Below are 12869 nucleotides of genomic sequence, written 5' to 3'. Positions count from 1 at the left end.
GCGGTCCGCCGCCACCGGGTGTGGACCCGAGGGCCGCCGCCGGCGCTGTCACGTTGTGAAGCGTATGAGTGCCTGGCGGGGTGCCGGGTGTGGTGAGGTCGGTTCTCGGCCCGGCGGGACTGTACGAGGACGTCCAGAACGGTGCCTCGGCACCGGCGGCCCGCCACGGGCACTTCCGTTCTCCGTTGATCTTGATGAGGCCCTCGTCCAGGTGCCGTGCGTTCCCGGGCCGGGCCGCCGGCGGCACAGCGCGCCGGCATGGACCTGCCCGAACCGGGCGCACCAGCGGCGGACTGTCTCACAGGGGACGAGCACGTCCCGCTCGAGCATCAGTTCCTCGGCCTCGCGGAACGACACGGGAAGCGGTGGTACAGCCACACGCGGTGCGCGATGATCCCGACCGGGTGCCGGTGCCCTCGCACGACGGCGACGCGCTGCCCACGGACGCCCCCTCCCCGCCTGACCGACCAGAGGACCATCCCACCCGGTCAGTCAACGTGACAGTGCCTCCACGAGTACCACCACGCCGCTTGACCAGGCCGGATGATTATTCGGCGCCCGCAACGTCTCCCGTGCGGCTGCGCCCCCACGTGACCGACCCGTCGTAGCGAAGGTTGAGTGTCCTCATCGAACCTTGAGTACCATCGGGTCGGCGGCCACGGCCCATGCGCACTCGGCCGAGGCGGTCGCCGCGGGTGTCCTCGTGCTGGACGAGCCGTTCCACGCGGCCGCCGCCGGGAGGAGCGCCGATACGGCCGGGCGGCGCGCAGGCGGTCTGTCGGCCCTGTCGTCAAGTCCGGCGCAGCCGCTGCGTGATGGCCTCCAGCAGCTCATCCAACGCCGCTTCGTGCGTCCGCCCCCGGGGCCGGGCCAGCCCCACCCGGCTCGGTGAGACCCCGCGGACTGGACGGAACACCACGTCCGGGTGGGAGTGGAAACGGGCCGCCGACACCGGGGCCAGCGCCACACAGCCACTCGCCACCGCTCCGAGCCACTCGTCGGGACGGCCGGTGACGGCGCCGACCCGGACCGGGTGCCCGTCCCGCTCCTCCGTCGCCAGCCAGTGCTCCCTCCAGGCTCCGGTCTCGGCTCCGGCCGCGACGAACGGCTCGTCCCACAGCTCCCGGAACTCCACCGTCTCCCTGTTCGCCAGCGGATGCCGGGCCGGTAGCAGCACTCCACGCTCCTCGACGAACAACTGCCGCACCGTCAGCCTCTCCTGACCCGGAAACGGCAACCGCACCACTGCCGCATCCGCCTCACCCCGGGCCAGGCCGGCGCTCGGGTCCGACCAGTCGAACTGTCGCAGTTCCACCCGCCACTCCGGCCGCGCTTGGCGGAACTCGGCGATGACCTCGGGGACGGCACCCACCGCGCCCGCGTCCAGGAAGCCCAGGCGCAGCACCCGCGCCGCCCGGCCGGTCGCCTGTACCGCCTCGTCCCAGCCGTCCAGCAGCGCGGGAACCCGCGAGGCGAACTCACGGCCAGCTTCGGTCAGCGCCATCCCCGATCGCGAACGCGCGAAGAGCCGTACCCCGAGATCCTCCTCCAGGCGCCGGATCTGCTTGGTCAACGCAGGCTGCGAGACGAACAGCCTCTCCGCCGCCCCGGTCAGGCTGCCCTCCTCCGCCACGGCGGCGAAGTACCGGAGCAGGCGCGTGTCCACATCCATGCCACCAGGTTATAGAAGCAGGTATTGGACGGTGCCGAAGGGCATGCGGACCCTGAAGGCATGACCGGTACCCAGCTCGCGCTCCTGATCGTCACCCTGCTCACCGCCGCCGTCAACGTCGGCATGGCCGCCGCCGACCTCGCCGGGGCGCGCTTCGTACTGGCCAACTCGGCGGAGGTGGGTGTGCCCCGATCCTGGCTGCCCCGGCTGGCCGGCCTCAAGCTGGCCGGTGCGGCGGGCCTCCTCCTGGGTCTCTACGACACCGCACTGCGCCCCCTCGGCGCCGCCGCGGCCTGCGGCCTCGTCCTGCTCTACCTGGGCGCGCTCGCCTTCCACCTGCGCGCCCGCGTGCTCTACAACCTCGCGTTTCCCGGTTTCTACTTCGCAACCGCCGTTGCCTCGCTGGCCTTGACCGTGTCCTCCTGACGGCGGCACCACTCAATGCTCGATGAGAACACTCAACCTCCGCGGCGACAGGTCAGTGACCCCTCCCGGTGTCGATGGCTACGAGGACGGGGTGGCCCAGGATTGAGGCGCCGGCCGGGTGAGCAGGCGAGCCGCCGCCGCGCCGGCTCTGCCCACTCCGCTCCGAGCTCCCGCAGTGCCTGCCCAGGAGCAGGGGAGTGCCTGGTGCTGTGGTCCGATTGGTCTACCGGGTCGGCGGTACCGTCCGCGCGTGAATCAGCTCCCCTGCGCTTTGGAGGCCCTCGTCGTGCGCACCGACTTCTCGGCGAAGGGCGCCTGGGACGCGTTGCGGGAGGCGCCGTCCTCGCCAGGCAAGGCTCGTCATCGGCCAGCCGAAGGTCCGCTCGGTCACCCACCGTCTCGGCAGCGGTTCGAGCCCCTTCGCCCGTGGCCGCTGCACCACCTCCACATCGATGCCCAAGCCGGCGCCGCGGTTGAAGAGACCGCTCTGGCAGCCGCCATCCGCCCAGACCTTCGACAGCTGGGATGGGCCGCGGCCAGGTCGTCGAGCAGGAGCTTGCCGCCGGTGGTGTCGTGCACGGACGCTGCGGTGACCAGCACGGCCAGAACCAGGCCGAGAGTGTCGCTGATGACGTGCCGCCCGCGCCCTTCGGTCTTCTTGCCGGCGTCGATGCCCTGACTGGTCTCGGTCACGTTCGCCGAGGCCTTCACGCTCCGCGCGTCGATCACGGCCGCGGTCGGCCGGGCGCCGCGGCGGTGGGGTCGGCGGGTCCTGTCCCGCTGCGGCAGTTGCGTTGTCCGCTCCCTGGCGCGGTTCCAGCGAATCCGCACCCCGCCCTGACTCCCTGTGAGAAAAGCGGTTGCACTGGCCGCCTCCTCGCAGACAGGGTGCGGTGGTGACCGGAACAGAGATCGAACTACCCGTCGTGGACGGGGTCCTGTCCGGTGTGGACTTCGGCGGTCACGGCGAGGGCGTGCTGCTTGTCCACGGCAGCGGACACAACGCTGCGGCCTGGACGGACGTGGCGTCCCACCTGGTGAGCGAGTGCCGTCCGATCGCCCTCGACCTGCGTGGCCATGGGCAGACCCGGCTCGACTCCGCCAGTCCCGAGCAGTACTGGCGAGACATCGACAGCGTCGTCAGCGCGCTGGGCTGGGACCGCCCCGTGCTGGTGGGCCATTCCACCGGCGGGTACGCGGTGACGGCCGCCGCTGCCAGTGGTCTCGTGGAACCGGCCGCTCTCTGCGTCGTGGACGGCGTGGTGCTCGATGACCGCAACGCGTCACTCGCCGAGCATGCCGGTCTGCGGACCGCCGAGGCGGCGGACCGTTTGCGGACGATGTTCCGCTACGGCTGGAAAGCCGACGACGACCAGGTGCACGCCTACGTCGAGCAGTGCGTGCGGGAGGCCGGAGAGGACTGGCTCAACGCCGGAGCACGGCCCGGACTTGTCGAGGAGGTCACGCGGCGCTCCTTCCTGCGCCGCGACCACAGGTGGGTGCGGCGGCCGACCGTCGAGGAGGTCGCGACGGTCACTGCCGTGGACCCCGGGGCAGAAGTATTCCCGGCCGTGGACGTGTACGACCGCCTCACCTGCCCGATGACGATCGTGCTGGCCGAGGACGGCTTCTACGCCTCACGCCGCGACGAGGTGCGCGCCGTCGTCGACGCCGTCCCTGGCCGCCGGCTGATCGACATCAGCTCGAACCACAACGTCCCCATGACCCGGCCCGCCGACCTCGCCGCGATCATTCTCGACCTGGTGCGGGAGCGGGCTGCGGCATCGGCCAGGGACGTCGATTGATCCCCACCCCGCCACCTGTACAAGGAGTTGCTGTGCACCGTTGTGATGCCCCGGTCATCAGGGAGATCCCCCTGGCGGGCAAGGGTGCTGGGCCTTACGGCGTCACGGCCGGACCTGACGGTGCGCTGTGGCTCACCCTCGCGCACAGTGGCCGCATCGCGCGTCTCACCCTCGACGGCGAACTCGACGAGTACCCCTTGGACTCGCCCGAGTGCCGTCCTGCGGTCATCGCCCCTGGGCCCGACGGAGCACTGTGGTTCACCCGGTCCCAGGACCACCGGATCGGCCGCGTCACCGCCGACGGCGAAACGGAGTCCTTCCCCGTACCGACGCCCGACAGCGGACCCTTCGGTATCACGGCCGGTCCAGACGGCGCGGTGTGGTTCACGGAGATGAACGCCGACCGTATCGGCCGCATCACCTGCAAGGGAGAGATCACCGAGTTCGTCCTTCCCCATGCGGGCGCCTGTCCCTCGGCAATCACCGCAGGCCCTGACGGTGCCCTGTGGTTCACCCTCAACCAGGCGAACGCAATCGGCCGCATCACCGTCCACGGGGACATCGTCATACACCCACTCCCCACCCCCGGCGCCGCACCCGTGGGCATCACCAGCGACGGCGCCGCCTTGTGGTTCGTCGAGATCGCAGCGGGCCAGATCGGCAGGATCTCGGTGGATGGCACGATCAAGGAGTTCCCGCTCCCCGACCGCGCGGCCGGACCCCACGCCATCGTCGCGGCCGCCACCGGGGACTGCTGGTTCACCGAATGGGGAGCCAACCGCATCGGCCGCATCACCGGCAGCGGCGAGATCGCCGAGTACAGCCTGCCGTCACCGTCGTCCGAGCCGCACGGCATCACCATGGGCTCCGACGGCGCTCTGTGGGTGGCCCTCGAGACGGGAGGGGTCGCGCGGTTGGAACCGTAGCCCGGGACGGAGAACCACCCGGGCCAGCCGTGTGTCGGTGTCGCGTCACACCAGCCGTTGGCATAGCCCGATCGACGTGCTGTGGCGTAGCTGGTGCGCCTGCCCGTTGACTTTGGTTGGGACCTGCTGTCGCTCAGTTGTCTTGGGCGGTGTGTCTGTTCCGTGAGTGAGTCTCATGGTGCGTGGAAGGCCCGGCGGCGGGTGCTGTGGGGGCTGGGCTGGTTGTTTGCGCTATGCACTGAGTTGAGCGGGGCGTTGTTGGGCGGGATGGCGCCGAGTTCCTCGGGGCCGGTGTGCTTGCCGGTCTGGAGTACGACGTGCCAGCCGGGCAGGTCGCCGAAGGCCGCGATGCACCGGCGGTGGAACGCGGGCCGGCGCGTGTGCGCCGAGCCGAGCGAGATCAGCAGCACGTTGTCCGCGGCTGCCGGGCGGGTCCAGCCGTCCGTGTCCGCTCGGGTGCCGAAGCAGGGGCCGCCGAAGGCCCCCGTGTCGGTGCCGACTCGACCGGCGTGCGGCTGCATCGCCCGTGGGATCAGGGCGAGGGCCCGGGCGGGCGGGCCGGAGGACGCATCCACGTCCGTGGTGGTGCAGGGCACCAGTTCCGCGCCGGCGGACTGGATCCGGTCGGCCACGGACGGGTCGTTGGCGTAGGTGACCCGGTGCCCACGGGCCACCAGCTCACGGATGAGCGCGAGGCTGGGCAGGCCATGACTGACGACGGGGACGCCGACCATCGCGATATGGGCGCGGCGACGGGACGTGGGCGATCCCTCGTTCCTGGCGCGGGACGGGTGCGGGCGGTGGGGCGAGGAGGCGGTGTCAGGGCTGGTCGATCCGCGCGGCGGCCTCCTCCAGGTCGGCGACGGTCCCCGACATGATCGTCCGCACGTGCCTGGTGATGTGCTGCACGGGCCAGTCCCACCACGCCACGGCGAGGAGCCGGGCGATGTCCGCGGAGTCGTAGCGGGTGCGGATGAGCCGGGCGGGGTTACCGCCGACGATGCCGTAGTCGGGGACGTCGCCGGTGACCACGGCGCCGGCGGCGACGATCGCGCCGTGACCGATGCGTACGCCGGGCATGACCGTGGCGCCGTGGCCGAACCACACGTCGTTGCCGACGACCGTGTCGCCCCGGCCGGGCAGGTCGGTGAGCAGGTCGAAGTGCTCCGCCCAGGAGCCGCCCATGGTGGGGAACGGGAAGGTGGAAGGGCCGTCCATGCGGTGGTTGGCGCCGTTCATGATGAACCGGGTGCCCGTCCCCAGCGCGCAGTACTTGCCGATGACGAGCCGCTCGGGACCGTAGTGGTACAGGACGTTGCGCGTCTCGAAGGCGGTCGGGTCCTCCGGATCGTCGTAGTAGGAGAAGTCACCGACCTCGATCAGCGGTGACTTCACCAGCGGCTTGAGCAGGACCACGCGCGGGTGTCCGGGCATCGGGTGGAGCACGGTGGGGTCAGCGGGAACGGGCGGCATCGCGGAGGCGGTTCCTCTCCAGTGGACCTAGAGCGACAACTGTCGCGTTAATATGCTGGCACGGTCCTGCCGCCTTGATCAACCGGATACTGACTGCCGATGACAGACCCACTGGACACGACGTCGGACCGCCGTCCGGGCGGTCGCACCGCCCGCATCCGCGCCCAGGTCCTCGACGCGGTGCGCGCCGAACTCGCTGAACGCGGTCACGAAGGACTCACGGTGGAGGGTGTCGCGACGCGAGCCGGAGTGCACCGCGCCACGGTCTACCGGCGTTGGCGCGATGTCGGCGGCCTGCTCGTCGACGTCATCGCCGCCGCCGGCGAGATCGACTGGCAACCACCGGACACCGGCTCGCTGCGCGGTGATCTGACGGCCCTCAACCAGGAGATCCAGGAGTCCCTGGTCCTGCGACCGTCGTTCGCCGTCGCCCTGATGGCCGCCTCGTTCCACTCCGAACAGGCCGCGCGGGCCCAGACGCAGCTGTGGACGGACCGGTACACCCAGTGCGAGATCCTCGTCGAACGCGCCATCGAGCGCGGTGAGCTCCCCGCACAGCACACGGACGCGCGGAGCCTGCTGATCGCCGCCACGGCGCCGCTCTACCACCAGCTGGTGCTCCTGCGTTCCGATCCGGACCCGCACCTCCCGGAACGGGCCGCGCAGGCGGCAGTCCTGGCGGCTGCCGCGGGCGCCTTCTCCGTCCGTCGGGAAGAGGGGCGTGAGCGAGGGGACGGGCAGTGAACGCAGGCGCAATCGGGAGGACGCCGTCACGTTGACCGACCGGCGGGGGTGATCTTCTGGGTGATCAGCTCGGGAAGGGGCGCCTGTGGGGAGCGCGTCGCTGTCGTACAAGGGCCACCGGTACCCGGTCGAGGCCATCTCCCACCGGGGGTGGCTGTACCACCGCTCACCGCTGTCGCAGGGCCTGGCGCATCCGGCGGAGGCGGTCCAGGGAGCGGCGGCGCATCCACAGGACCCAGGCGCACAGCGCGACCGTGCCGACCGCGAAGAGAAGGGGAAAGACCAGGGACCCGCTGACGGCCCCCAGGACGAACATGCCGACCGCGACGAGGCCCATGGCGCCGAGCCAGTACGGCAGCCACTTGCCCGCCCGCTCCATCTGGCCGAGCTGCTCGGCGACCAGCCGTCGCATGGCCGCCTGCTCCTCGGGGTCCTGCGGCACCTCATGGCGCCGGATCTTCCGGTTCAGATCGGCGAGTTTGCCCGCGTCGGTGCCCACGGCTCGGGCGGCCCGGCGGCGCTGGACGGCCAGGACCGCGACGGCGACCCCGGTGTAGAGAGCGCTCTGGAACACCCAGACAGCCGGGTGCTCGTCCCTGCGGATCAGGGCCGTGGTGCCCAGTCCCAGCAGGAAGACCAGGGTCGCCTGCGCGGCCAGACTGCGGTCGAGTAAGCGCTTGAGCGAGAGCACAGCGCAGACCTCCTCGAAGGGGAGTCGGGACAGCATCGTCGCCTCCCGGATACCCCGCCTTCTCCCGTTCAACGAGGCCGTGCGCAGCCACGCTCACCGGCGGCCGCCGCCGGCGCAAGAGCGCAAGAGGCTGCGCACCGCGCACGGGCTGACGCTGAACGAGGTGGCCCTGCGCCGAAGGTGCGCCGGGCGACCGCGTCCGGCTGGGAGTCGGTGAAGAAGACGACCGAGCCGCGGGACCCGGAGCGTGAGGCATGTGCGCGGCTGCTGAACAGGCTCGCGGAGCTCTACCCCGCGCCTCAGTGCCGGAGGGGGCAGCCGCCCCGGCAGCGCCGGCCACCCTCACCGCTCCGCCCGCCCCGACGGCAGCAGGCCCTGATCAGGAAGAACGGCGACCTGAGATCGGTCGTGAGGAGCCCGTCGGACGCCTCCTCGGTCCGTGCCTCGACCGGGAGGTGGGTGACGTCGGCGGCATTGTCCGTCAGGATGTCGCGCTTCGGCCGTTCCTGCCGGAGCCGCGTCGCGAGCGCCGCTTGGCCGGGTACGTCGCCGGCGTCGATGTCCGCCGCGCCGCCTGACGGGGGCTGCCCGGGCGGACCAGGACACCGAGTCGGCGTACCGAAGTGCCGACCTCAGCTCGTCATCGATCGGAGCGGCTCGTTACCTCACTTCGGCACGTATGGCTGGACGGGTCCGGGGGCGCGTTGCCCGGTCAAGGTGGGACGGGCAGGTGGGGGAGCGGGCCGCGGACGGTGCCGGTCATCTCCTGTCGGCGCATGCCTCCGCCTCCGCCAGGTACCGCGCCACCGGCCCCAGCGTCAGCATCCCGCTCGCGCCGCCCGCGTGTTCGGTGCGGGCGGCGCGCAGGGCCGCTGCTGCGCGGGCGGCGACCGGGCGCTCGCCGAGGCGGGCGGCGGCGTGGGCGGTCAGGCACCAGAGTGCCTCCTGCATGTGATCAAGGGGTGGTTCGGGCGTCATGGCCAGGGCTGTACGGGCCTCTTCGTCCCGGTTGCGGGCGAGCAGCACCAAGGGGTGCGTCCAAGGGCGGTACGGGCCCCAGTCGAGGGCGGGATCGGTGGGTGCGGGACGGTCGTGCAGGAGACGCAGGCCCAGGAGGGCGAGGGCGAACAGGCCCCGGTGCAGCCCCGGCATGCCCGCTGTCTCGGCGAGGGCGTCTTCGGCGGCGCGGTACTGCGCCGCGGCCGTGGCGGCGGTCGGCCCGCCCAGTTCGGTACTGCGGGCGGCCGTGGCCCGGGCCCGGAACCAGCCGGTGAGGACGGGGACGAGCAGGGCCTCGGTGCTGACGGCGAGCTGCTCGGCTGCCTCGGCGTGTGCGGTCGCGGCATCGAGGTCGCCGAGGGCGGAGGCGGACTGCAGGCGGATGAGCCGGCCGAGCACGACGAAGTCCGGCAGCTCGTGCCGGGTGGCCAGATCGAGGATCTCGGAGCCGATCACGTCCCGCGCCGTCGCGAGCCCGGGCCGGGTGAAGGACTGGAGGAAGACGCCGTTGAGGGCGAACACCAGCAGGGCGGGATCGTCCAGCTCCCGGGCCAGCGCCTCGGCCTCACGCGCCGCCTGCCCGGCGCGCCTCCGTTCGACGGCGGACAGATCGGCGCTGCGGCTCTCGACCGCGACGGTGGCCAGCAGGCGGGCGCGGAGTTCGGCGGGGCCGTCGGTGCCGAGCGCGGTGAGCGTACGCTCGGCCGCCGCGACGACGGCGCGGGACTGACCGGGATCGTCGGCCCGGCTCCAGAGGGCGGGCACGTCGTAGGCGCCGATGACGCGGGCGGTCAGGGCGATGTCTCCGGTGCGCTCCGCCGCCTGGACGGCGGCGAGGCGGTCGCGCCGCGAGTGGATGAGGGCGTCACCACCCGCCAGGGCCAGGGTGCGCGCCAGTTCCACGGTGGTGCGCGGTCCGAGTCGTACGCCTGCGGTCCAGACGGTGCGTGGGGGCTGGAGCGTCGTGGCTCCGCGGAGAATGTCCGTCTCCAGGCGCCGGAGGCCGGCACCCAGGTCGAGCCCGAGCTGGTCCGCGAGCATCGTGCGGGCACGGCGCAGGGTGGCCAGTGCGTCCGCCTGACGGCCCGCCCGGTGCAGTGCGCGGGCCAGCAGCCCCCAGGCCGGTTCACGCCAGGGGTGTTCGGTGACGTGGGCGCCCAGTTCGGCGACCAGCTCGGCTCCTGAACCGGAGTCGAGGAGGAGGCGGGCGCGCAGTTCCACCCCCTCCAGCCTCAGCTCCTCCAGCCGGGTCCGTTCGCGCTGGGCCCACGCGGAGCCGGCCACGTCGGCATAGGCGGGGCCGCGCCAGGCCGCCAGGGCCGCGTCGAGGTCGGTCAGCGCATCGGGTGCACGCCGGGCGCGGACCAGAGCGTCCTCGAACCGGTGGACGTCCACGGTGTCGCGCGGCAGGCGCAGCGCGTAGCCGGGGCCTTCCGTGACGAGGACGCGCGGCGGGGTGCGGGGTGGCCGGCCGGGTTCGACGGCGCGGCGCAGCGCGGCGACGAACGTACGCAACGCACCCACGGCGCGCACCGGCGGCTCGGCCCACAGGTCGTCCACGAGGGTGTCGGTGGCGACCATCCGTCCCCCGGCGGCGACAAGCCGGGCGAGTACCTCACGGTGGCGGGGACCGCCCAGGTCGACGGGGGTGCCGTCGTCGTGGAGGGCCCGCACGGCACCGAGTACGTCGATTCGCATGCCCCCCATCTTCCGTGCCTCGGGTCCGCGGCGTCGAAGCGTACTGATCGGCTGCTGATCGCCGTCACCCATGCTGCTCCCGTCAGTCCCCGGACCAAGGCTTTCGCCGGTCCTCCGATCCCAGGAAAGGGCCTCTCATGACTCTCGCCATCCCCGGCTTCGACCGTGTCCGTCTGCCCGGCGCCGACGGAGTGGAGCTGGCTGCCGCCGTCGGCGGCGGCGGCAGCCCGGTCGTGCTGCTGCACGGCTTCCCCCAGACCCATCTGATGTGGCGGCACGTCGCCGAGCGGCTCGCCGGCGAGCACACGGTGATCTGTCCCGACCTGCGCGGCTACGGTGCCAGCGACAAGCCGGCGGCCACCGGCCCCGAGGTGTACTCCAAGCGCACCATGGCCGCCGATGTCGTCGCCCTGGCGGCGGCGCTCGGCCATGAGCGCTTCGCCCTGGTCGGCCACGACCGGGGCGCCCTGGTCGCCTTCCGGGCGGGACTGGACCATCCCGAGGCCCTCACACACCTGGGCATCCTTGACGTCGTGCCGACCCTGGACATGTGGAACGTCCTGCACGGTGTCCCGGCGGCGGTCGGCTACCACCTGTTCCTCATGGCGCAGCCGCCGGGGCTGCCGGAGACGATGATCGCCAACAGCGCCGACGCCTACTTCGGCTCCTTCCTCGACGCCTGGGCCGGGGACCCGGCCGCCATGCCGGAACCGGTCCGGTCCGCATACCTGCGGGCGAGCGCCGCGGCCGTGCCGTCGATCGTCGCGGACTACCGGGCCTCGGCGGGCATCGACATGACACACGACCAGGCGGACCAGGACGCCGGTTCCCAGCTGGCCATGCCCGTGACGGTCGTCCAGCAGGACTGGGGCGCGCGACTGGGCTACGACGCCGCCGCGGTCTGGCACGCGTGGGCGCCGGACCTGGACCACCGGCTGACCGGCGCGGGGCACTTCATGGCCGAGGAGGCGCCCGACGAGATCACGGAGGCGATCCGCGACCTGCTGCTGCGCTGAGCCCTCCCGCCGGGCCACGGGAGGCGGCGGGCGAGCCCCGCGTTCCCGGCGCCGGACCGGCCCCGCGATCCGGTGGCCGATGAACCGCCCGCCTCCCTACGGTCGTGGCCGCTGTCCGGGAAGACGCGGCACCGCTCACCGGGGCGTGGGCAGCGCCCACGGGCCTGCGGCCGTGTCCCTCCGGCGGGCTGGGCCGGGGGCCGGGGACGGCAACGGGTTCCGGGCAGACCGATCGTCACGGTGACGACACGGACCGGACGGGCGTGGCGGGGAGGGCAGCTGATGAGCGTCGTGGAGCCGACCGTCCCGCCCCGCGCGGTCAGGCCATTTCGACGTAGCGGTGGACCCGGTCGAAGCGGCGGGCCGCCACGTCCCGGCGGCGGACCACCCAGTGGGCCACGCCGGAGTCCAGTTCCGTGACATCGTCGCCGCACCTCCAGGTGGCCAGGAGAGCCCAGTCGTCGGCGCCCTCTCCGCGGGCCGTACCCTCCTGCTCGGAGGGGCCGGCCTCCTCCGGATCGCGGGCGTGGTGGACGGGGTCGTTCTGGGGCGAGACCGGGTGGCCGCCGATCTGCAAGGCCCAGGAAGGGCGGTAGCCGCCCACCTGTGCCCATGCGTCGCCGAGTTCGTCGGCGAGTTCGAACTGCTCGTCCTCGGGGAAGTCGCCCCACCTGTCGAGGGCGAAGCTCTCCGGCATCTGCGCGCTCGGCTGGTGCCAGACCGTGCGGAGCTCACGCGGCCGGTACGGCTCGCGCCAGCCGTGTGCGAGGGGGCTCGAGGTTGTCGGGATCCCGGCGGGGACGTGCAGCACCGCGTCGGACACCTGTCCTCCGGTGCCGTGCACATCGGTGCCGGAGAAGAGGAGCAGGTGGCCGTCGGCGGGGAGCGGGAGGCCGGTGACGCCCGGCGGGAGAGCCGCGAGGTCGACGGAGGCCACGAAGGGATCGGACGGCCTCGGCACGCCCTGCGGCAGCATGGGGTCGCCGCCGACCCGGGCCACGAGGGGACCGTTACCGCCCTCCGCCAAGTACACCGCCGGACGGGCGACACGTATCCATTCCTCCACCTCCTCCGACGGCAGGCCCCGGGATGCCGCCTCGGTCCGGAAGCGGTTCACTCTGTCCGTGCTCGCGTCGGCCACCGGGCCACCCTAATGGGCTCGTGGGGGGCAGTGGCAGGACCGAACTCGTTGGAAGACGAAGCGGTCTGGCGCTGCTGACCTCGGAAGCGTGATGTCGGCAGGGGCTGACGACGTGTGATCGGCGCGGTGTGCCGGTTGTGTGAGACATCCGCAAGGCGGTGGGCTGACGCCTGCACGCTCAGGCGTTTCGCGAGCGGATCCGGCTGGAGGCCGCCGAGCGATTCGCTGCCGGTGCCTCCCACCCGCACGCTGACCACCCGCCTGGTCCTGCTGCGGGC

11 protein-coding genes and 4 pseudogenes are annotated in these 12869 nt (G+C 72.5%); 7 read left to right on the top strand and 8 right to left on the bottom strand.

Annotation, left to right across the window (positions count from 1 at the left end):
• Positions 1–110 precede the first annotated feature (110 nt).
• Positions 111–479 (bottom strand): annotated as a pseudogene (locus FHS37_RS41350) (transposase family protein); the annotation flags it as partial.
• A gap of 311 nt (positions 480–790) precedes the next feature.
• Entirely contained in the window at positions 791–1672 is an 882-nt protein-coding gene (locus FHS37_RS32215; RefSeq protein WP_184827749.1) for a LysR family transcriptional regulator, read from the bottom strand.
• 60 nt (positions 1673–1732) lie between these two features.
• Here FHS37_RS32215 and FHS37_RS32210 point away from each other — a divergent pair, with 60 nt between their 5' ends.
• Positions 1733–2098, top strand: coding sequence for a DoxX family protein (locus FHS37_RS32210; protein ID WP_184827747.1), 366 nt, complete (start codon positions 1733–1735; stop codon positions 2096–2098).
• Positions 2099–2485: 387 nt separating this feature from the next.
• Here the strand turns inward: FHS37_RS32210 and FHS37_RS41195 are convergent, their stop codons facing one another.
• Complete coding sequence (locus FHS37_RS41195) at positions 2486–2827, bottom strand: transposase (RefSeq protein ID WP_221500597.1); 342 nt, start codon at positions 2825–2827, stop codon at positions 2486–2488.
• 167 nt (positions 2828–2994) lie between these two features.
• On the opposite strand from FHS37_RS41195, the gene FHS37_RS32200 reads away from it, so the two are divergent.
• Both FHS37_RS32200 and FHS37_RS32195 read left to right on the top strand, forming a co-directional pair.
• Complete coding sequence (locus FHS37_RS32200; protein WP_184827745.1) at positions 2995–3903, top strand: alpha/beta fold hydrolase; 909 nt, start codon at positions 2995–2997, stop codon at positions 3901–3903.
• 32 nt (positions 3904–3935) lie between these two features.
• Positions 3936–4829, top strand: a complete 894-nt coding sequence (locus FHS37_RS32195; RefSeq protein WP_184827743.1) for a Vgb family protein — start codon at positions 3936–3938, stop codon at positions 4827–4829.
• Positions 4830–5086: 257 nt separating this feature from the next.
• Here FHS37_RS32195 and FHS37_RS32190 read toward each other — a convergent pair.
• Both FHS37_RS32190 and FHS37_RS32185 read right to left on the bottom strand, forming a co-directional pair.
• A pseudogene (locus FHS37_RS32190) lies at positions 5087–5563 on the bottom strand (glycosyltransferase); the annotation flags it as partial.
• Between the two features lie 85 nt (positions 5564–5648).
• The gene (locus FHS37_RS32185; protein ID WP_184827741.1) at positions 5649–6302 is read right to left on the bottom strand and encodes a CatB-related O-acetyltransferase; all 654 of its coding nucleotides are present in this window, start codon (positions 6300–6302) and stop codon (positions 5649–5651) included.
• Positions 6303–6401: 99 nt separating this feature from the next.
• Here FHS37_RS32185 and FHS37_RS32180 point away from each other — a divergent pair, with 99 nt between their 5' ends.
• Positions 6402–7046 carry a TetR/AcrR family transcriptional regulator gene (locus FHS37_RS32180; RefSeq protein WP_184827739.1) on the top strand — a complete coding sequence of 215 codons (645 nt, stop codon included), beginning with the start codon at positions 6402–6404 and terminating at the stop codon, positions 7044–7046.
• Between the two features lie 85 nt (positions 7047–7131).
• Positions 7132–7224, top strand: a pseudogene (locus FHS37_RS40125) (IS6 family transposase); the annotation flags it as partial.
• Here the strand turns inward: FHS37_RS40125 and FHS37_RS32175 are convergent.
• Complete coding sequence (locus FHS37_RS32175) at positions 7213–7737, bottom strand: hypothetical protein (protein WP_184827840.1); 525 nt, start codon at positions 7735–7737, stop codon at positions 7213–7215. The pseudogene FHS37_RS40125 and the gene FHS37_RS32175 sit on opposite strands and share 12 nt — an antisense overlap.
• 79 nt (positions 7738–7816) lie before the next feature.
• On the opposite strand from FHS37_RS32175, the pseudogene FHS37_RS40120 reads away from it, so the two are divergent.
• A pseudogene (locus tag FHS37_RS40120) lies at positions 7817–8138 on the top strand (telomere-associated protein Tap); the annotation flags it as partial.
• Positions 8139–8496: 358 nt separating this feature from the next.
• Here the strand turns inward: FHS37_RS40120 and FHS37_RS32170 are convergent.
• Positions 8497–10434 (bottom strand): AfsR/SARP family transcriptional regulator, encoded by a 1938-nt coding sequence (locus FHS37_RS32170; protein ID WP_184827737.1) that lies wholly within the window; start codon positions 10432–10434, stop codon positions 8497–8499.
• Positions 10435–10571: 137 nt separating this feature from the next.
• Between FHS37_RS32170 and FHS37_RS32165 the strand changes: the two genes are divergently transcribed.
• Positions 10572–11450, top strand: a complete 879-nt coding sequence (locus FHS37_RS32165; protein ID WP_184827735.1) for an alpha/beta fold hydrolase — start codon at positions 10572–10574, stop codon at positions 11448–11450.
• Between the two features lie 319 nt (positions 11451–11769).
• Here FHS37_RS32165 and FHS37_RS32160 read toward each other — a convergent pair whose 3' ends face one another.
• Complete coding sequence (locus tag FHS37_RS32160) at positions 11770–12591, bottom strand: DUF1963 domain-containing protein (protein ID WP_184827733.1); 822 nt, start codon at positions 12589–12591, stop codon at positions 11770–11772.
• Between the last annotated feature and the right edge of the window lie 278 nt (positions 12592–12869).

This window comes from Streptomyces griseomycini (assembly GCF_014203535.1).
GTDB classification, from domain to species: domain Bacteria; phylum Actinomycetota; class Actinomycetes; order Streptomycetales; family Streptomycetaceae; genus Streptomyces; species Streptomyces griseomycini.
Note: the sequence above shows the minus strand (reverse complement) of the source record. Positions and strands in the feature narration are given on the sequence as shown.

Coding starts and splice junctions, on each gene's coding strand:
- FHS37_RS32215 (WP_184827749.1), bottom strand. CDS start 1,672: ATGGATGTGGACACGCGCCTGCTCCGGTACTTCGCCGCCGTGGCGGAG.
- FHS37_RS32210 (WP_184827747.1), top strand. CDS start 1,733: ATGACCGGTACCCAGCTCGCGCTCCTGATCGTCACCCTGCTCACCGCC.
- FHS37_RS32180 (WP_184827739.1), top strand. CDS start 6,402: ATGACAGACCCACTGGACACGACGTCGGACCGCCGTCCGGGCGGTCGC.
- FHS37_RS32170 (WP_184827737.1), bottom strand. CDS start 10,434: ATGCGAATCGACGTACTCGGTGCCGTGCGGGCCCTCCACGACGACGGC.
- FHS37_RS32185 (WP_184827741.1), bottom strand. CDS start 6,302: ATGCCGCCCGTTCCCGCTGACCCCACCGTGCTCCACCCGATGCCCGGA.
- FHS37_RS32165 (WP_184827735.1), top strand. CDS start 10,572: ATGACTCTCGCCATCCCCGGCTTCGACCGTGTCCGTCTGCCCGGCGCC.